Consider the following 19,744-nt stretch of genomic DNA (forward strand, 5'->3'; position numbering starts at 1 on the left):
TCTGAATTAAAATGGAAAATTAAATTTATGAAAGGAGGAAGGAACTATGCAGGAAAGGATTTTCAGCAGTGTATCGGAAAAGGAGATAACTCGCGCAATAGTGGAGAGCTTCGCCCAGATGCTCTCGCAATATGCAGAGAGCGATGTCATTATCGTTGGAGGCGGACCGAGTGGCCTGGTTGCGGGAAGGGAAATAGCTAAGGCAGGATATAAGGTTTTAATCGTTGAGAGAAACAATTACTTGGGTGGAGGGTTTTGGATGGGTGGTTACTTGATGAATAAGGTAACCGTGAGGGCTCCGGGGCAGAAGGAGCTTGAGGAGCTGGGAGTTAAATGCGAGGAGGTTGCCCCGGGATTGTTTATCGCTGATGGACCCTGGGCTTGTTCAGCGCTCATCCATTCCGCTTGCCAAGCGGGAGCGAAGATATTGAATATGACTTCCTTTGATGATGTAGTCATCAGGGATGGGAGGGTGGCTGGGGCTGTGATAAATTGGACACCGGTGCAATATCTTCCGAGACTACTTACTTGTGTTGACCCTATTGCCCTTGAATCCAGAGTTGTTATAGATGCAACTGGGCACGATGCCGTCGTTGTGAAGAAATTGGAGGAAAGAGGGCTATTAAAAGCAGGCATCTACGGGGCTATGTGGGTTGAGCAATCGGAGGACCTCATAGTTGAGAGAACCGGTGAGGTCTATCCGGGCTTGATAGCTGTGGGTATGGCTGTGTCCACCACACATAGCCTCCCGAGGATGGGACCAACCTTTGGGGCTATGCTTGTCTCCGGAAAGAAAGGAGCAGAGATAGCGCTCAAACTCCTGAAAGGTTGAATGGAATAAAGAAAGTAATAGAAAGCGTAAAGGAAGCAATTGAGAGGTTTTCCCTCCTTGAAAAGGGAGAGAAGTTATTTATCGCGATTTCGGGAGGGAAGGATAGTTTATCTCTTCTTGATATCCTCTGGAGATTGGGCTACGAGGTTCAGGGTTTTTTCATAGATTTAGGTATAAAAGGGTATAGCAAGCCAAGCAAGGAAGCTTGCGAGAGATTCTGTGAGGAGCGGGGAATCCCTTTGAGTATCATTGATTTAAGAGATGAACTCGGTATAACGATTGAGGAAGCAAGGAAAAGGACGGGAAGGGAGCCCTGCTCGGTCTGTGGGATGGTTAGGAGGTATTTGATGAACACCATCCCCCTTCGACATGGCGTGGAAACAATTGCAACGGGTCACAATCTTGACGACGAGGTCAATGTAATATTTTGGAACATAATTCGCTGGGATTTAGATTCCCTCGCTCGCCAATCTCCCGTCCTTCCTCGCTCCCACCATCGTTTCACGAAGAAGATAAAGCCCCTTTGCTTAACTTATGAAAAGGATGTGGCGAATTACGCCCAAGCTGTGGGGATAAAACCAGTGGAGGAACGATGTCCCCTTTCAAGAGGGGCTACACTTTTGAAGTTAAAGGAATTTTTGAACGAAATAGAGGAGAAAAACCCTGGGATAAAGAGGAGGTTTTATGAGGGGTTTTTGGCAAGGAGGGAGAGGTGGGAAAGCAGGGCAAATGTGGAGTTGAGGGAATGCGCCCTCTGCAGTCAGCCAACGACTGGTGAAATCTGCTCTTTCTGTCGTTTAAAAGAGAGGGTTAAAGAGGGAAAAAGGGGTTAAACAGCTTTTTGGACCTTGCCTGCCTTGAGGCATTTAGAGCAAATATAAACCCTCTTGACTCCCTCATCGGTCAAGATTCTCATTTTTTGCAGATTGGGCAGGAACTTTCTCTTAATCACTCTATGGGAGTGGCTAATAGACGAGCCGAAAATAGGTCCTTTTCCACATACATAACAGCGTCTGGGCATATTTCCTATCCTCCTTTAAGAAATTTCCTTTTATATTTTAACCCAAAAGGAAGTAAAAGGCAAAAAGAGATGAATATGGGAGAAAGGCAAGTTTTTAGAGAATTTGAGGTTTTGTAGCAAAATTAGCGAAGGGGTAGAAAAGCAACTCCTTTTTTAATTTTTTATTCCAAATACAGTAAGGCGCCTTTAGATTTCTTCGTGCGACAAGACCGGATTAAACCAAAAATTATCCTAATCGTAAGCTTCCCGAGAACTTCGTTAACATATATTTGAATACGATTTAAAATTTATCAAAATGGATTTTCTCAAAAAGTATATAAATGACATTTTCCAAGTGGCTTCAAGAGGCGATGCAAGAGAGGAAAGCTATTATTCCTCCCTTGAGGAGCTTCTTCGGGAATATGCCAACATATCGGGCAGAAAGAACATCCAAATCACTACTCTCCCTAAGAAAACCGAGGCCGGAAATCCCGATTTCCGCATCTGGGATGGCGTCCAGAATATCGTCGGCTATATTGAGGCTAAAAACCCTCAAACGGAAAATCTTGACCTCGTAGAAGCAACCGAGCAATTGCAACGCTACCTCAGCACCTTCCCAAACCTTATATTGACGAATTTCCTTGAATTCCGCCTCTATAGAAACGGAAAACTAATTGATAAAGTCTCAATTGCACGACCATTCCTTATGCTCCACCTTGATGTCGTTCCTCCCATTGAGAATAGAGAGGAATTCATGTCCCTACTTGAGAAGTTCTTCTCTTTCTCCCTACCAGAGGTAAGGGATTCCCGTGCCTTGGCTCTGGAGCTCGCTAAGAGAACCCGTTTCCTCAAGGACATCGTCCTTCACCAACTAAAAGAGGAGATCAAGGAGGAGAGAGGAGACCTATATGGCTTCTTCTCTGCCTTCAGGGATTATCTCTTGAAGGGAATCTCGCCCGAGGAATTTGCCGACCTCTACTCCCAAACCGTAACCTACAGTCTCTTCGCTGCCCGCACAAGGGCAACCAATAGTTTGAATAGAAAGCTCGCCTACGATTTCATTCCCCCGACCATCGGCATTTTAAGGGATTTGTTCCGCTTCATCTCCCTCGGCGATTTGCCTCCCCAAATGGAATGGATAATAGATGATATTGCAAATGTCTTGGCTGTAACCGATGTTGACAAAATCCTCCACCAATATTTCCACGAAGGGAAGGGAGATGACCCTATCGTTCATTTCTACCAGACTTTCCTTGCCCAATATGACCCTGAAACGAGGGAGAGAAGGGGAGTTTATTATACCCCCGAGCCAGTTGTCTCTTATATCGTTCGCTCCATAGAGAAAATCCTCGCTCAGGAATTCCGTATGATTGATGGATTCGCAAGCGGGCAGGTAACTGTTCTGGACCCCGCAGCCGGCACACTCTCCTTTTTGACCTTCGCCGCCAAACGAGCTTTTGAGAGGGTTTACGGATTAGGTGAGCTACCTTTAATAAAACTAATAAGGGACCATATCTTGAAGGACTTCCACCTATTTCAGAATGGTATCAGCAATTGAGAAGACGATGGAAGTTCAGAAACAGATAGACGAGCTCTATCCCGAAGTTGAGGAAGAGCTATTGGAATTTGAAGAGGAGGGATAAGGAATGAGGATTTGTGTTTTCAGCAAACATTTCCAGGCTTTGAATTTCAAGGAATTGGGTAGGGCGCTCAGGAAGCTAAGGATTAATGGAGTGGATTTGACGGTGAGGGAAGGAGGGCATATAGAGCCGGCGGAGGCGAAGGATAAGCTTCCTGAAGCGGTGGAGGCATTGAGGGAGAACGGCGTTGAAATCACGATGATAACGACAAATATAACGAGCATTGATAGTCCTTATGCAAGGGAGATTCTTGAGACATCCGCGAAGCTCGGCATAAAGTATTTCAAATTCGGCTATTTCTTCTACAGCGGATTCGGAAATTTGAGGAGAGATATCGCTGAGGCAAAGGCTAAGCTCAAGAGCCTTGAGCCTCTATGTTTGCAATTGGGGATAAAGGGCGGTTATCATAATCATTCGGGAGACTTTCTCGGTGCCTCCATTCCTCATATTCTTAAGATGATAGAGGATTGCGACCCGGAATGGATTGGTGTTTATTACGATATAGGGCATGCGACGATCGAGGGTGGTTATGCGGGATGGAAGATGAATTTGGAGGAGGTTGCGGATAGATTGTTTATGGTTGCTGCGAAGGATTTGGCTTTCGTTCCTAGGGAGGGAGGGGATTGGAGTTGGAGGGTTGAGGTTGTCCCATTGGGGGAGGGATTGGTGGATTGGAAAGGATTTATCCGTTGTCTCAAAGCGATTGGTTTCAATGGTCCCTTCTCCATTCACAGCGAATACGATTTGCCAGTTGAAGAGGTAATAGAGCAGACGAGGAAAGATATTGCTTTTCTCAGGGGGATTTTCGCGAGTATAGAGAAGGGTTGATTTCAAATTCCTTTCTGTCATTGCGCCGAGCGAATCCAATGTTTGTTGGTATCTTTATGAGATTGCCTCGCTAGCCTAAGGTGAGCTCGAAAGGGCAAAAAACTCCGCATCTCCTTGCTTAATCTCCCAAATTCTGTTAAAAAAATTTACAACCTTTCTCAAGGAGGCGAAGAAAGATTTAAAATGATTGAAAAAGCCAAATCCTTGCTCCTCTTCCTCATCCTCATTCCTCCTCTCCTCGCCAATAGCCTGCTTGAACCCTCTTCCTGGAAGCCCATGCCTGAATGGCTTGGCAATCCCGCAAGAGAATTCTCCGTCAGTAAGCTTGAGGATGGCTCCTTGGATTTTTTCGTTCGGGAGGCAGGAAAGGGAATGAAATGGAAGAGGAATCTCTATATTGATGTATCTGCAAATCGTTGGCTCATCGTTGATTATCTCTGCCTGAATTACAATCCCCAAGTAAGCGATTATATCCTCTGGCTTGACGATGGCTACCCCGATGGTATCCGCTTTCCTCCCGATGAAATCTTCAAAGCGGATGGTGAATGGCATACAGCTATAATTGACCTATATGATTTCTGTAGAGGTCCCTACATCTATCAAATCGCCCTCCAAACCCAAGCCAAAACGGAGAACGCTCATCTTTACATCAAAAATATCACATTCACAAATAAACCTCCGAAAGGAGAGATTAAATTGAAAGAAGGAAAATCGGAGAATATAGATATAAAGCCCGAGCTCTGGCGAGCTCATAGAGATTGGCTAGGCAATCCTGCGAAGGATTATGGTGTCAAGAGGAAAGAGAGAACGCTGTTCTATGTGGGTGAAGTGGGAAGGGGGATGAAATGGTCATTGAGCCTACCCCAAACCTTCAGGGGATACAAGTGGGTCAGCGTCCGATATAGGGCTAAGAACATCAATCCCCTCAATGATTACTTCCTCTATTTGGCAAATGCTCCTGGAGGCAAGGCGCCAGAAGAGCAGTATGCTTTGCTCTTATCCTCCCTTGATGCCGATGGTGAATGGCACACGATTTCAGCTCAAGTCAAAATAAGCGAGATAAACACATTGGCTATTCAAGTTCAGGCAGGCTCGGCACCAGCTGAGATCGAGATTGAAGAAATTTCCTTCCACACGGAGAAGCCGAGATTCTATCTCAAAGATGTCCTCCCCTATGAGGAAAGAAAGGGAATAGGGAAGGGATTTATTTCCCTCAGACTCCCTGTGGGCGATGGGGAGATTGAGGAAATCAAGAGCAGATTTGATTTAGCTGATTGGTTCAAAAGCGATATATTTTCTATCAAAGGAGCGGATTTTCAGCTCTTTAGGAGGGAAACATTTCCCGTTTCCCGCCAGAAAGGCGAGCTGAGAATTCCCTTAAATTCTTTCTCCAATTGCAAAGAGCTTTATCTCCTTTTAGCCGCCGACTTGCCCAGATGGGAGGAGCCGAGCTTCGGCGGCGGTGAGATGAAGAAGATAAAACAAATTGAGAGGCTCAAATTGAGGTTGATTTACACTGACGGAGATTGGGATGAGGCATTCCCCTTCCGTCTTGGAAGCGGGAAATATGAAGTGATTAAGGGAATAGATGTCTATTCAATCGCCGTTAAGAAGCCGGTTAAGGAGCTGTGGATAATAAACGGGATGAACAACGCGACATATTTCCTGCTTGCTCTCAGCGCCTCCACGGAGCCCGGACCCGCGAGCGCTTCCCTCGTCCTCAAATCCCCACCTTCTGCAAAAGTGAAGGAATCGCTTCCCCCTCGCCATCCATCCTATATTTTAAAGGGCAGTTCTTTGATTTGTGAGATTCGGGAGGGAAGCATCACTTTGAATCTGGAGAAGGGGTTAATATGGGAAAACATAAGAAACAATTGGTTATTCAAAGAGTTGAAGATTTCCTCAACACCCATCTTCACCCTCAAGCTTGGCGATAGGAGTATAAGCTCGGATGAGTTCAGGATAGTTGAGGTTAAAAAAGAGGGGAAGGTAGAGATAAGAGGAGAATATAAAGAAGAAGGAATAGCTCTAAAATGTCTTTTGGAAATTGAAAGAAATAAAGAGGGAGAGATTGGATTTTCCCTCAGATTCACAAATTCGGGTGAAGAGACCATCCAGATTTCACCGGATTTCCCCATTCTCAGAGAAGTTGATTTGGGCGCCTCCCCAACCGATACATATTATTTCTATCCTTGTAAGGGAGGGGCGATTAACAATAAGGATTGGAACTTCCGCTCTTATTATAGTGGTCAATTTCCCCTTCAGATTATGGGGATTTTCTCCTATGGGAATGGAGGCGGGGTTTATCTTAGGACGGAGGATTTATCGGCGACGCCCAGGTGGTTCATCCTTAGGAAGAAGGACTCAAAGGCGGATATGGAGATTGAATATCTTCAGAGCGATTTAGCACCTGGTGAAAGCCTTGTCCTCCCCAAAACGATAATCGGGTTCAACAGAGGGGATTGGAAGAGCCAGCTGAATGCCTATATTGAATGGAAGGAGAGCTGGTATAAGCCGGCAGTTCCTCGCAAGCAATGGTTCAGGGAGGTTTTCAATTTCCGCCAGCAATTTCTCTTCTTTGAATTGCCCACTAAGAGCCCAATATTCGACCCCGAGAGAAAAGTCTTCCAGATGGGGAAAGCGATTAGTGAGGACGAGAAGCTATTTGGCGGGATTGATTATCTCCACATCTTTGATTGGGCTTGGACGCAGGAGTTCGGTCGGGTTGGCGATTACGACCATTGGGAAGGGTTGGGTGGGGTGGAGAACTTCAGAAAGGCGATAGGAGAGGTTCATGAAATGGGGATTCCCGTGGGGCTGTATATTGAGGGATACCTAGTTGACCCCCAATCAAATTTGGGGAAGACCAAGGGCAAGGAATGGCAGATTTTGGATGAGAAGGGAAATCCTATGCCTTTCTTCGCCCCCAGCTACAATATGTGTCCTTGCCTTCCCGCCTGGCGGGAATATCTCGCTCAGACCTATGCGAGAGTTAAAAGGGAAACAGGTGCTAAGGGATATTACATAGACGAGTTCGGCTTTGCTATGGAGGCAAGGCATTGTTGGAACAAATCCCATAATCATTCCATTCCCTGTTCCCCCGTGAGAGGGGAATTACTTACCACTAAGGCAGTTAGGGAGGCTTTGGGAGACGATGTGGTTCTCTACACAGAGGAAAGTCCAATTGATGTGACGAGCCAATATCAGGATGGCAGCTTCACCTATGCCATTTCAACGATAAACGATGAATTATCGCCTCATCATCTAAACCTCTATCGTTTCGTATTTCCCGATTTCAAAACATTTGAGATAATCGTCTGCGACCAACCTTTGGGCTCAAATGTTGAGGCGGTGAAGAGGATTCTATTCAATGGGGAAGGGATATGGCTTGAGGGAATGAAGGAATGGTTCAGCGAGGAGGTAAGGGATTATATAAAGAAGTATCATAGAATTGTGAAGGAGAACTTGGATTGTTTCACTTCCCTCTATCCCGAGCCTCTTGTCCCCACTCTTGTTGAAGGAGTTTTCGCGAATAAATTCCCCGAGAAAAAGGATGGTAAGGGGAAGGTGATTTGGACGGTTTACAACACCAATCCCTTCACAGTTGAAGGCGAGATAATGACGGTTGAATACGAGAAGGGAGCTCGTTTCTGGGATGTGGGAGAGGGGAAGGAGATAAAGCCAGTGATAAAGGGAGGCAAAGCTTATCTCCATCTCAAACTCCCTCCCAAGGAGGTTATAGTGATAAAGAAAGAGATTGAGAGCCTCTAATTAGCTAACTTAATTTTTGGGTATCCCATTACCTTTCCTCCTTTCTAATGAGCGAGGGAGTGCTATTTTTCTCGTTGCAAATTCCTTAATTGGTTTTTAAGTTCTTAAACAGGATGTATCTCTTGCTAAAATAGAGAAAGAATGAAGGAGGCGATTATGGATGTTTAAATTTTTCTTAACCGATTATCGTTCCCTTCTTATATCTCTCTCATTTCTTTTCGCTATCTCTTTGGGAGTAAATGGGGATTGTCAAATGCTTAACACAGAGAAAATTCATTTTATCTATCATATGTACGGTCCCTTCCTCTACAAGACTGCTGATGGGGAGACGAGGGTTAATGAGGAAATCTTGTTGAAAATCTGGAACGCTTTGAGAACCGACAGCAAAACTGTTGATTCCGCCCTCCTCTTGGAAGTCTATGAGATGAAGGATTTTGAGAAGGTTTGGCCACCCTCTAAACTCGCTCAATACTCTCCAGAACAAACCGCTATGACCAAGGGAAAGGAGAACATCCTGAATCTCATAGATGTTTTTAAGCAGCACCAAATCCCCTTCTGGCTCGCCGTCTATCCTCCGATGGGACCAGCCATAAATCCCGATACACTTGAGGCTGTTTATAAATCGGCAGGAGAGCTCTGCAGGGGAATAGTCTTCGGTGAATCCTACGATGCCGGCACTCTAATCAATCCCCTTTGCTGGTCCACCGCTCTACAATATATAAAGATAACTCAGAAATACAACAAAAAGTTAATGTGGTTTGAGCACGCTCACGATGGTCCCATTACCTCCTGGCCTTGGCATTATGCCTACGGCAAGGGCTGGTGGGGGATATTGCTTTACAACGACCTCTTCAAGATTTTCTTCAACGGGGAAACAAAGGGGACAATCGTACCTGGCACGGAATCCAATGACCCGAGGGGTGAGATATACGACTTAATGGCTGTCCTCGGCATCTGGCATAGTGGGTTGGCGAATGAATGGGGAGCGAGTATACAGAATTGGTTCTGGCACGATTCAGCGAAGATGTGTAAAGAAATAAACAAGCCATGGTGTCAGCAACTTTTGAAGGAGATGGGCTTAAGGGGCGATGAGAATATGGGAGAGCTATTGAGGGCCATGCCTCCTAATTTGGTATTGAGGTTCATACTCACGAATGCGAGCCTTGGAGCGAGATACTTCGAGTTTGAGGGCGCGGAGATATTGGTTGATTTACAAGGAGAAGAGATAAAGCCTTCCCGCCAATTCAATGAGGCGATAAAGCCTTTCATAGAAATGGTGGATAAAGGGATTATCAACATCCCACGCAGGGAGGAACTTCTATCCCTCTCCCCTGTTGCTTTAAAGCTGACGGATAAAGACGCTTGGTTTATTAGCGAAGATGGAATGTTTATGGGAAGGTGGGAGAAGGGCGATATATTCACTTATCGTGTGGACGATGAGGGGAAATTCTCTGATGAATATTTCTTCAAGTTCGCCTATAATCCCAGCCATCCTCTCTGGTATATACCTGCCACTCCCTACGGCATTGTCCCCTTCCTTCCCAAGGATGTTTCAACCTCAACCCTTTCCCGTTTCCCCTATCTATTCACGACGAATCTATACGAGGTTTGGGAAGGGAAAGGAACTGATAAGAAAGTTTCGTCAAAAGTCCTCAGGGAACGATTAAAGGAGAGAAGGAAACATCTCGTTTTCCAAACGGACAAATTTTTCCTCAGTGCTTTTAAGAGGAATGGCAAATATTATTGCTATGTAATAGACCCTGATGAAGTTAAAAGGGAGGATAAAGTGGCAAGAATCGTTATAAACAAGCCTTTAGGGAGTGTAAGAGTGGTTGATTTAATGGAGGGTAAAGAGATAAATAGGGGAGAGTTGAGGGAATTTGAGGTTGATTTGCCCGCCGAGAGGGGATTTTCAATCCTAATGATTGAGCGGATTTAGAAGAGAAAGGAGGATTTACATTAAAATTGAAGGAGGTAGTGTTGGCTATGAAAAGGGTGTTGGCTTTTATCCTCGTTTTGTTATTTGCCTTGTCCATCCTCTGGGCGGAGGGCAAAGACTTTCTTCTGAATGGAGATTTTGAAGGGAAGGAGCTTTCAGGCTGGTCGCTCGCTTTTTATCCAAGAGGGGATAAGGATATCAAGCAGTGCATACATTTATCAGATAAAAGAGCTAAAAGGGGTAGTCAATCTATGGAGATAAATACCAATCCCGTGCTTGGAGAGGAAGTTACTTTAGTGTTCAATGGTGCGATATCCAACGAGCTGATGAATTATAAAGGGAAGAGGGTTATGTTATCCGGTTGGGTATATATTGAGAAGGGGACAGCTCTGCGTCCCATACATATGCGACTACGCACATTCGGCATAGATGAGAAGGGCAATAGCGCATTTCTCGGGGATGTGCTTGAAATCACCGTTCTGGGTAGAGTAGGCGTGTGGGTTAAATTCCAAGCAATTGGCACAATCCCCGGGAAAAACATCACTGGTATGGACCTACATTGCTCAATTTCTCCCGATATTGTTCCCACCGTTCAATTCTTGGATGATTTACATTTGGAAATCTACAATCCTCCATTGGAATTGCGCCTTCTAAAGGATGCTATTTGGCAGGATGAAAATGTAATTCCAGTTGAGACCTATGTGAATTTAGGGGAAAGAGAGGGATTATCTTTGAGATTCGCCCTGTTTAACAGCAAGGGGAAACCCATCTTCCGCTGGCAGAAGCCAGCCAAAACGGCAATCTATGGCTTAAAGCTGAATGCAAAATTGTCGGAGGGCAACTATTTAATAACTGCCAAGCTGTTTAGTGCCGACGGCAAGCTTTTGGAGCAGACCAAATCGCAAATTGAGATACTGAAGAGCCCGTGGGAGGGGGCGAAAAAGGGAAGTGCTAAGCCCAGAGAAACTTCCTCAGACGCTGTTGTTCCGCCAGCCTTCCAAGCGATGGGCGCAGTGGCTCCCAAGAGCGTTCCCGAGAATATTCCCTCCCAATCGGAAATTCTCAGCCCTGACATTGACATCTCTCAGTGGAAAAATAAAGGATATGTTGTCTTCTCCCGGCATTATCTTGAGAGTGTTTCCCTCTTGGCAAGACCCCGTCCCGGAGAGCTCCTGGATACAATCCGTATATTCGCTTCCCCTGGCGAATACGAACCAGCTACAATCTCGGTGTGGGCGCTCAAACCACTTAAAGCTTTGCGGATAATCGCGAGCGATTTGGTGGGAGAGAAAGCGAGCATACCTTCTAAAAACATAGAAATAAGGGTCCTTCGCATTCCTCAGCGGCTACCAATCTTCCTTGAGAGAATAAATGAGATTGATATAGATGAAGGACACACCCGCACTTTCTATCTCAATATATACATTCCCCCAAATACACCTCCCGGTTTCTACTTCGGGGAAATAAAAATCCTTCCCGCTTCCGGTGAATTAACGAGCATACGGCTTCTTTTAAGGGTTCTACCGATAAGGCTGCCAACACCACAAAAGGGATATGGTTTCTGGTGGTCATTGGATTCACGCTGGAATGGCTATTATTCAAAGGACCTCTCCTCCGTGTTGGAACAAATAAGAAAGCAATTCATTTTGCTTAGGGAGTATGGTTGCAACATGGTTTCCATTTATAATATGCCAAAGATGAGCAAGGTGGAGGGAGGAATCTCTTACGATTTTCAAAAGGACCACTGGGGGCATACCCTTTATTCCCTTGATGACTTGTTTAGAATAGGACGAGAGACTCGCCTATTCTCCCCAAAGGTTCCCCTTCAATATCCGGGAGCGGAGGCGCTTCATTCGTACTGGATTTCCAGAGAGTTCGGTTTGGAGCTTCCATCTGATGCTTTTGGTGAGTTTTATCGCAATGCCTGTAGAGAGATAGATAGATGGGCGAAGAAACAGGGTTTTCTTCTTGCCTTTGCTTGCGTTGACGAAATAGGGAATAGTCCCGAGAGACGTGGGGAAGCCCTGAGGTTTTATCGTCTCGCAAAAGAGGCGGGAGTTCTTACCTCCGTCACTGACAATTCCATGCATGGGGGAGTGCATCTTATGGGTCAACCTCGCTTTGATGAAATCGTTGATATGAGAGTATACAATTTCATAACCCCCGAAATGATAGAAAACACGAGAAAATCCAAGGACCGCTTATGGCTTTATAATCTCGGTTCAACTGGCTGGTATGGGAAGCTTGATAGATTTGTCTTCGGCTTCTTTACTGAACGATGTGGGGCGGAAGGGTATTCACAATGGGCATTTCAATGGCCCGGCGGAGGTGCCGACCCTTACGAGTCCGCCATAAAAGGGGAGCATACGGGTTGGCATTACGCCTTGCCTGCACCCGATGGACCCATCCCTACGCTCGCCCTTGAGGGTGTTAGAGAGGGAATAGATGACGCCCGATATTTAAGCCTTCTGCCAGAGAAGGAACGAGACCTTTTCTTGCGGGATATTCAACCTTTTAGCGTGATGATAGGGGACTATTTGGAAAAGCATAGTGGTTATTTCCTTGACGCCCTTCGCTGGAAGATAGCAAGGAAGATATTGGAAAGGCAGAGCAGGGGGAAGCGAGGCTAACTTAGTTTTTTTTCCTTCCCCAAAGAGGGATTGCCACGCACGCCTTCGGTGTGCTCTCAATGACAGATTTTTGTTTTATAGAAAGAACGCCATCTACACTAACGTGTTCCTCTGAGCAAATTTATAAAAACATCGTATCTATTCTTGAGGATTAAGAGGAATGTCCTTGCAATGAGCCCGAAAATAAGGAAGGCTTCACCTAAGAAGCTCGTGCGCCAACCCCAGTGCTTGCGGAAGAAAAGATAATGGCTTAAATGGAATTTGACCAACATGGGGATTACTTTTTTATCGCTACTCCCACCTATCCTGTGCATTATCCTTGCATATGGGCAATACAACACCTTCCAGCCGAATTCCCTCGCCCTCATGCCCATATCTATATCCTCGCAATACATATAAAATGTTTCATCAAATAATCCCGCCTCCTGGAGGAATTCCCTCCGCAAAAGCATCGCCGCTCCAGAAACCCAGTCAACTTCCCTTGGTGTTGAATGGTCCCAGCTGCTCAAAAGATAGCGGGAAAGCGTCCTGCTTTTCGGCATAAGCCTCTCAAGGAAAGTTCCCCTGAATAAGCCCGTCTCGTAGGAGGGGAAACGCCTGCAAGACATCTGAACCTTTCCGTCAAAGCCTATCATCTGCGGTCCGATTATCCCTACTCGTGGATTCTCCCTGGCGAATTCAAGAAGCCTTGCAAGAGCTCCCGGCAAGACAACCGTATCGGGATTTAAAATCAGGATGAACTCCCCTTTAGCCTCCTTTATCCCCGCATTGCATCCCGCTGAATACCCTCTGTTTTCCCCCATTTGGATTAGCCTGATTTGAGGGAACATCTTCTTCGCCATCCTTTCGCTCTTATCAGTTGAGGCGTTATCAACCAATATGACCTCCAAATCAACTCCCTGCTCAAAGATGGAAGCCAAACAGCGAGGAAGATATTCCCCTGCATTCCAATTAACTATTACAACCGAGAGGGGAATTTCCCCTTTCCCTTTTATCTTCTGAAAAACGAGGAAATGGCTTCCTTTCCTCCTCGGCAAGATAGCTCTAATCGGAAGAGCGAGGAGATAGAGATAGGCAAGAGGGAGATAAAGGGGGAAATGCTTGCGATAGAAATCTATCAATCCTTTATGGGAGAGGAAGAGCCTTTTTAAGTTGGGAAGAAGGGAGGTGCTTCCTCCCAGGAAGTGGACTGCTTTGGCTTCAGGAAGGAAGAAGACCTTCCAGCCCTTTTTCTTCATCCTGTAGAGGAAATCAACATCGTTGAAGTAGAGAGGGAAGCTCTCGTCCATCCCTCTGAGTTCCTCATAAGCCTCCTTCCTTACGAGGAGGCAAGAGCTCATGGGCTGGTCAACTTCAGCGGTTTCCTCATAGCTGAAATAGGTCATTCTATATGAGGAAATGCGCTTATTTCCCGGGAAAATGTAGGAGAGAGGGAGGAGAAGGAGGGAAAGAGGATAGGGGAAACCTCGGATTGAGGGTTGAAGACTTCCCTCGGGATTGAGGAGCTTCGGAGCAACAGCGCCAGCTTGCGGGTTCGCTTGGGCGAAATCAATCAGGCGGGGAAGGCATTTGGGAAGGAGGATGACATCGGGATTTAAGAGGAGGATAAATTCCCCTTTGGCTTCTTTTACCCCGGCGTTGCATCCCGCTGAGTACCCCTTATTTTCTCCCATTTGGATTAGCTTGATTTGTGGAAAAAGCTCCTTTGCTTTTTTCTCGCTCCCATCAGTTGAGGCGTTATCAACCAATATGACCTCCAAATCAATTCCCTGCTCATAAATGGACTCCAAACAGCGAGGGAGATATTCACCGCCGTTCCAGTTGACGATAACGACAGAGATTAGAGGGGATTTATCGCTCTTCATTCTTTTTCCCCTTAAGGCGAAGCCAGATGGCGAAAAGAAGCAGCAAAAGGATGGTCGCGAGGACGAGATAATCAAATTCCCGGAAAAAAGGTTCTATCCTCTGCCAATTTTCACCCAATTTAAAGCCAATGGAGGCGAGGGAAAAGGACCAGATGAAGGAACCGCTGAAGCTGGTGCCTGCGACAACGGCTAAATTTAGCTTTCCCATCCCCGCTGGGAAAGCGATGTAGGTACGAATCAAAGGAAGAAGTTGTCCCAGGAAAACGGCGAGCCAGCCGTATTTCCGAAAAAAGCTCTCCGCGAGTGATATTTCCCTGTGAGAGACGAAGAGATACTTGCCGTAGCGGATGAAGAAAGCTCTGCCGAAATTCTTGCCGATTAAGTAAAGCACAAATGTTCCGCCGAGGGAACCGAATGCCCCGAAAAGAGCGATTCCCAAAAGGCTGAAGCGTCCCTTCCCCGCAAGAGCTCCAGAAAAGGGGAGGATGACTTCGGATGGAAGGGGGATTCCCGAGGAGCTAATGCCCATCAATAGGAATATTCCGCCATAGCCCATTGCGTCAATTGTGTCAGTAATGAAGCGTGCGACTTGGGAGAGGAAATGAGAAAGCATTTAATTAAAGTTTAATTTTTCAGAGCCTTATGGCAAGTTGATTTGGAGAGATAGGAGATTTAAAGCTCTATGAGGCGGGCGGACATCGTAGAAAGGTCAAGGACGGCGATGGTTGCCCTGTTCGTCAGCCAGCCGCAACATTCGCCCGGGTTTATTATCAATGTTCTACCTTCTTCTATTATCTCCGCTTTATGAGTATGTCCTACTAATACTACATCAAACTCCCCGCTCTTCGCTAATGCGGTTTGTAAAGCTGGCTCATGCATAACGACGATTTTCTTTCCCTCCAATTCCAGAAAAGCCGGTTGAACCTTAATCTCACCTATATCTTTAGCCCTTTCTCTTAAAAGCAACCTCTCGCCGTCGTTGTTTCCGAATACTCCTAAGAAGGGGATATTGAGTTGAGAGAGGAGGGGAAGGGTGAAGGGAGCGACGAAGTCCCCACAGTGGATGAGATAGCTGATTTGCTCTTCTTTAAACAATTCCATCGCTTTTTTGATGTTATCCAGATGGTCGTGTGTATCAGAGATTATGCCTATCTTCATAACAAAACCTCCTTAATAACATGGACTTATTTAGATTATATTACAAAAATAAAAATTTGTTTTTGATAAAAATGATGCCAGCCACAGGCTGGCATCATTGCTTTTGTCATTGCTTCCATGGGTAAAGGTTTCTGGTAAAGCAGAAAGACAAGGAGACGAGATTAAAATGGCGAAATAAAGTCTAAATTTTTATAAAACCTTGGTAGAAGAAAGAAACATATTATGAAGGAAAATGTACGTCTCTATAAAATATCAAAGTTTAAATTTTAAAAAGCGATAGGAATTGATTTAAATGTATTAGTTGCGATTAGCTCCTAAAAACCTATACCCATAGATGCAAGGGCTTTCTAAAGGAAAGTCTGTGGCAATCTCAAAGAGATTTTTTTGCTATTAACTCATTCTCCACATAAGAATTGACCAAAAGGTAATGGTTGTCCTAAAACCCCTCATACCCTTTGAAGAGAATAGAAATTTAATAAAAATGGAGGAAATATAGTTTAAGATATGTAACATTTTTTCGGTTCTATAGTCTAATAGAACTGAACAGCAAGCTGCCTTCCTTGCCTGTTCCCTTGCCCTGGCGGGGCGGGCTCCCTTTAAGGGAACCCGCCCCGTTTCTCATATCTGAGCTGAATATTATTGGAAATTCTTTTCCACTTTATTTATATTGCAAATAAGACATATTTCCTTTACAATTTATTCGCTATGAGAATTTTCGCTATGCTTCTCCCTTTTTCACTTGTAATCTCTTCCGCTCGGTCTCAAAATTTCCCAGTCTTCCCTCCGCCTCGCCAAATCTCCATCCTCCCCCAAAAGCGCCTACTTCAGCTTCCCTTCAGAATTTCCGCTCCCGCTACCCTCAAACGCCCCACCAACCTCCTCTCCAACGAGCTTAAAAACCTCTTCGGAGCCAATGCCGTCTCTCCAAAGGGGAAAACCCTCATAACCCTTAATATAGACCTTCGCAGCCTCAAAAGAGAGGAGGAATACACAATTGAGATAAATTCCAGAGAAATAAAGCTTTCCTCCCACGACGAACAGGGCGCCTTCTGGGCTGTTCATTCCCTCCTCCAAATCCTCTCCAATTCCCTTGCTCTTACGCCCAATGGTTGGCTCGTTCAGGAAATGAAAATAAGGGATTATCCGGAGGACAATTTCCGCGCATTTATGATTCAAGGTGCCTGGACATCAAATATTGAAGAGTTCAAGAGGATGATAAAGCTGATTGCGTCCCTTAAAATTCGCTATGTGGCAGTTGAATTCGGACCACAAGTGGTTTTAGATTTTGACCCATCTATAGCAAGAGGGGCGAGATTTTCAAAGAAGGAAGCCAAGGCAGTTATTGATTATGCGAGGAGTCTCGGACTTGAGCCAATTGGCTACCTAAATATGCTCGGCCATCTTGAACGAGCATACGAGAAATCTCCCTACACCGACCACGGGGGAATTATGATTCAAAATGAGGAAGTTTACGATAAATTTGTCTTCTCTATCTTAAGCGAGATGCTGGAGATTTACGGACCAATTAAGTGGTTTCATTGCGGGATGGATGAGGCGGGTGAGTTATGTTCATGGCTTTCCAGTCAGGGATACGATAGCGCCCAACTTCTCGCTCGCCACATCTCCAAGATAAACGATTTCCTCAAGCAAAGAGGAATAAGGATGATAATTTGGCACGATATGCTTTTCTCACCCGATTTGGCAAAGGAAATCGGTGCTCCCATAGGTCCAGCCAATGGTGGTCCACCCCACAACACATACAGGGCTTTAGACTTCATCCCTAAGGATGTTATTTTGGATTATTGGTTCTATGAGCCTTTGGATTCCTATCCCGCTTTGGATTGGCTTCAAAAGAAGGGATTTGAGGTTTGGGCAAGCCCATGGCAAACTCCCTTTAGCTTCGCTCGCTATGCCAGAGATAGAAAGGCTCCCACATTGGGAACGATTTGGGCTGACCCTCCCCATTGCTACACTATGCGTTCTCTTGCTCCCGTTCCCGCCCTTTATGCTTGGGCGACTTGGAATCCTCAAACTGCGCCAGAGGGAACGATTCCCGAAAGGGATATCTCTCAAAAGGCGCTAAACATAACAGAAAGGCTTTATTGGGGTAGGAAAAGACTCACATATCCCTCAAAAGCCCTCCTCATACGCCCTGCGGAGAACAAAATTGTCTCTCTTTCCCTTCCAAAGGATATCGACAAAGCCACCGAGCAACACTATGGCATACCATTTGATTTCGGCGCCCCTTTTCTCATCCCTCCATGGAAAGGCAAAGAGAAGCTTTTGGAGAATCCCGAGCGGGTGAAATTTGTCCTTTTGCCCCGCGGGATTAAGTTGAAAATAGACGGGATTAATAGAGGGCGAGGCGAAGAAGAGCTCATTTTATATACCGCTCCCTTCACGAGCACAGGAACTAACATCTATGGAGTGGAGGTCGCTGTCTCCTCAGAGGGGGAGGTTATGGATGTATCCGACTATGGTGTGGGAGATATGCCAATCCCGCCTCAGGGATTCGTCCTTTCTGCCCATCTTGGTCCAAAAAGCGATAAAGCGAATGCCTTGAGGGAGCTGAGAAGGGGAGACAAAATCGCGATATTAGATGAAGAGGGTAATTTAATCGGTGGGTTCACGAGGATAACGATTGCTGCGGAATTGCCCAGTGGAAGGAGATTGCCTATAGATGGAATCGATAAGGAAAGGGGCGAGGACGAGCTTATCCTCTATACGCCGGGATATAATAAAGAGATGAGGACGAAGACGAATCAGTGGGGGATAGAGGTGGTTGCCGTGGAGGGCAAGGTTATAGAAGTGAGGGACTGGGTAGGAGATTCCCGAATACCTCAAGATGGTTTTGTGATATCTGCCCATTACGGACCATCCTCATCCAAGGCGAAGGCATTGGCGGAGCTTAAAGTGGGGGATTCCTTGCGCCTTGTTTTGTCATCTGACGAAGGGGATGTTTCATACGAGGAGGTGATAAAGAGGGGAAGATGGGAGATGGAGATGTATAAGAAATGCTTGGCGCTATTCCTTGTTACTTGGTCAGAGCTGTGTGGGAGACTTGACGAGCTATTGGGAAAATTTGTTGTGGAATATACTGATGGGACGGAGGAGATAATTCCTATTCGTTATGGCAAGGAGGCTTTGCAACTTCAAGGTTTTGACCTTCCCTATCCAGAAAAAATGTCTTGGTTAATCTGGAGAGGAGGAGAGGTACAGAGGTTTCTCGTTAGGGAATGGGAAAATCCCAAACCCGATGTTTCAATTGCTCGCCTTAGCTTTATTCCCACTCTGAGGGGAATTGAATTGGGGATAGGTATTGCGGGAATAACGGTGGGATTGGATTAATAGGTAGTAATTAAAAGCGTTTGCCTTCTGCTTGCGGATGGTAGGGTCTCTTAGCTCTTCGCAATGACAAGAGGGATTATGCGATTTTGACCATGTTAACTTTTCGGCTATAATTTATTTAAAAGGAGGTTTAATAATGAGAAGAGACCCACTGACATCTGTTCTGTTCGTTTTAGCTCTTTTAGGATTGCTTGGAATAATCAACATAACGCTTGGCGGGAAAAAGCTTCCCACCGCTGGCGAGGAAATGGGAGAGCATCGCCACTCTGCTCTTCTTCCCAGGGAAGAGGAATCAATGGTGATTACCCCTGCATCACTTGGTGTCCTCCAGTCGCTCCATCCCACGGAGAGCTATGGCAATTTAAACGGCAAGGTAATCGTTGACGCTTTTATAGCCCCTTCCGACAAACACCAAAATACCCTCCTTGCCGAGCTCAGGGGCTTAGCAAACAAATATCCCCAGCTTTTAGGAGTGAAAGTCTATAATTTAGATACTCAAGAGGGAAGGGTGGAAATGGCTCGCGCCGCTGTTGGCGCTCCCGGGATACTCGTTAACGGCGAGCCCGTCGCCTATAAACCGATAGAAGAATATACTCCTTCCCTGGTTAGACAAAAAGTCCTGACAGCCCTGAGCAAATAGTCTTATATATTTTTGAGGGTGAAAATTTCTCCAGGGAGAACTCTCTCATTATCGGGGGACGTCATTCCTTGTAGTTTTGGGAATTTCCCTTCT

Annotated in this window: 13 protein-coding genes; 9 read left to right on the top strand and 4 right to left on the bottom strand. The window is 45.7% G+C overall.

The window, feature by feature from the left end; translation table 11 throughout:
- Positions 1-46: 46 nt before the first annotated feature.
- Both H5T88_08950 and H5T88_08955 read left to right on the top strand, forming a co-directional pair.
- The gene (locus H5T88_08950; protein ID MBC7330469.1) at positions 47-832 is read left to right on the top strand and encodes a thiazole biosynthesis protein; all 786 of its coding nucleotides are present in this window, start codon (positions 47-49) and stop codon (positions 830-832) included.
- Complete coding sequence (locus H5T88_08955; GenBank protein ID MBC7330470.1) at positions 829-1,665, top strand: TIGR00269 family protein; 837 nt, start codon at positions 829-831, stop codon at positions 1,663-1,665. The genes H5T88_08950 and H5T88_08955 overlap by 4 nt, the downstream gene beginning before the upstream one ends.
- Here the strand turns inward: H5T88_08955 and H5T88_08960 are convergent.
- On the bottom strand, positions 1,662-1,853 hold the full coding sequence (locus H5T88_08960; protein ID MBC7330471.1) for a 50S ribosomal protein L28: 192 nt from the start codon (positions 1,851-1,853) through the stop codon (positions 1,662-1,664). The genes H5T88_08955 and H5T88_08960 overlap by 4 nt on opposite strands.
- Positions 1,854-2,148: 295 nt before the next feature.
- Here H5T88_08960 and H5T88_08965 point away from each other — a divergent pair, with 295 nt between their 5' ends.
- The 5 genes from H5T88_08965 to H5T88_08985 all read left to right on the top strand — a co-directional run bounded on the left by H5T88_08965 (position 2,149) and on the right by H5T88_08985 (position 12,640).
- A complete protein-coding gene (locus H5T88_08965; protein MBC7330472.1) occupies positions 2,149-3,390 on the top strand; it encodes an N-6 DNA methylase in 1,242 nt (413 codons plus the stop codon).
- A gap of 88 nt (positions 3,391-3,478) precedes the next feature.
- Positions 3,479-4,300: a sugar phosphate isomerase/epimerase gene (locus H5T88_08970; protein MBC7330473.1), complete on the top strand. Its 822-nt coding sequence runs from the start codon at positions 3,479-3,481 to the stop codon at positions 4,298-4,300.
- A gap of 183 nt (positions 4,301-4,483) precedes the next feature.
- Positions 4,484-8,071 (top strand): hypothetical protein, encoded by a 3,588-nt coding sequence (locus H5T88_08975; GenBank protein ID MBC7330474.1) that lies wholly within the window; start codon positions 4,484-4,486, stop codon positions 8,069-8,071.
- 160 nt (positions 8,072-8,231) lie between these two features.
- Complete coding sequence (locus H5T88_08980) at positions 8,232-10,010, top strand: hypothetical protein (protein ID MBC7330475.1); 1,779 nt, start codon at positions 8,232-8,234, stop codon at positions 10,008-10,010.
- A gap of 26 nt (positions 10,011-10,036) precedes the next feature.
- Entirely contained in the window at positions 10,037-12,640 is a 2,604-nt protein-coding gene (locus H5T88_08985; protein MBC7330476.1) for a hypothetical protein, read from the top strand.
- 98 nt (positions 12,641-12,738) lie between these two features.
- Here H5T88_08985 and H5T88_08990 read toward each other — a convergent pair whose 3' ends face one another.
- Genes H5T88_08990 through H5T88_09000 form a run of 3 tightly spaced genes read right to left on the bottom strand, consistent with a single transcriptional unit; the run spans position 12,739 to position 15,663 of the window.
- Positions 12,739-14,505 (bottom strand): glycosyltransferase family 2 protein, encoded by a 1,767-nt coding sequence (locus H5T88_08990; protein MBC7330477.1) that lies wholly within the window; start codon positions 14,503-14,505, stop codon positions 12,739-12,741.
- On the bottom strand, positions 14,492-15,118 hold the full coding sequence (locus H5T88_08995; protein ID MBC7330478.1) for a DedA family protein: 627 nt from the start codon (positions 15,116-15,118) through the stop codon (positions 14,492-14,494). The genes H5T88_08990 and H5T88_08995 overlap by 14 nt, the downstream gene beginning before the upstream one ends.
- A 59-nt stretch (positions 15,119-15,177) precedes the next feature.
- The gene (locus tag H5T88_09000) at positions 15,178-15,663 is read right to left on the bottom strand and encodes a metallophosphoesterase (protein ID MBC7330479.1); all 486 of its coding nucleotides are present in this window, start codon (positions 15,661-15,663) and stop codon (positions 15,178-15,180) included.
- A gap of 705 nt (positions 15,664-16,368) precedes the next feature.
- Between H5T88_09000 and H5T88_09005 the strand changes: the two genes are divergently transcribed.
- Together H5T88_09005 and H5T88_09010 are read left to right on the top strand one after the other, a co-directional pair.
- Positions 16,369-19,011 (top strand): family 20 glycosylhydrolase, encoded by a 2,643-nt coding sequence (locus H5T88_09005; protein MBC7330480.1) that lies wholly within the window; start codon positions 16,369-16,371, stop codon positions 19,009-19,011.
- Between the two features lie 136 nt (positions 19,012-19,147).
- Positions 19,148-19,651, top strand: coding sequence for a hypothetical protein (locus tag H5T88_09010; protein ID MBC7330481.1), 504 nt, complete (start codon positions 19,148-19,150; stop codon positions 19,649-19,651).
- The last annotated feature ends 93 nt before the right edge of the window (positions 19,652-19,744 follow it).

Source organism: bacterium, assembly GCA_014360495.1.
Taxonomy (GTDB): Bacteria; Armatimonadota; JACIXR01; order JACIXR01; family JACIXR01; genus JACIXR01.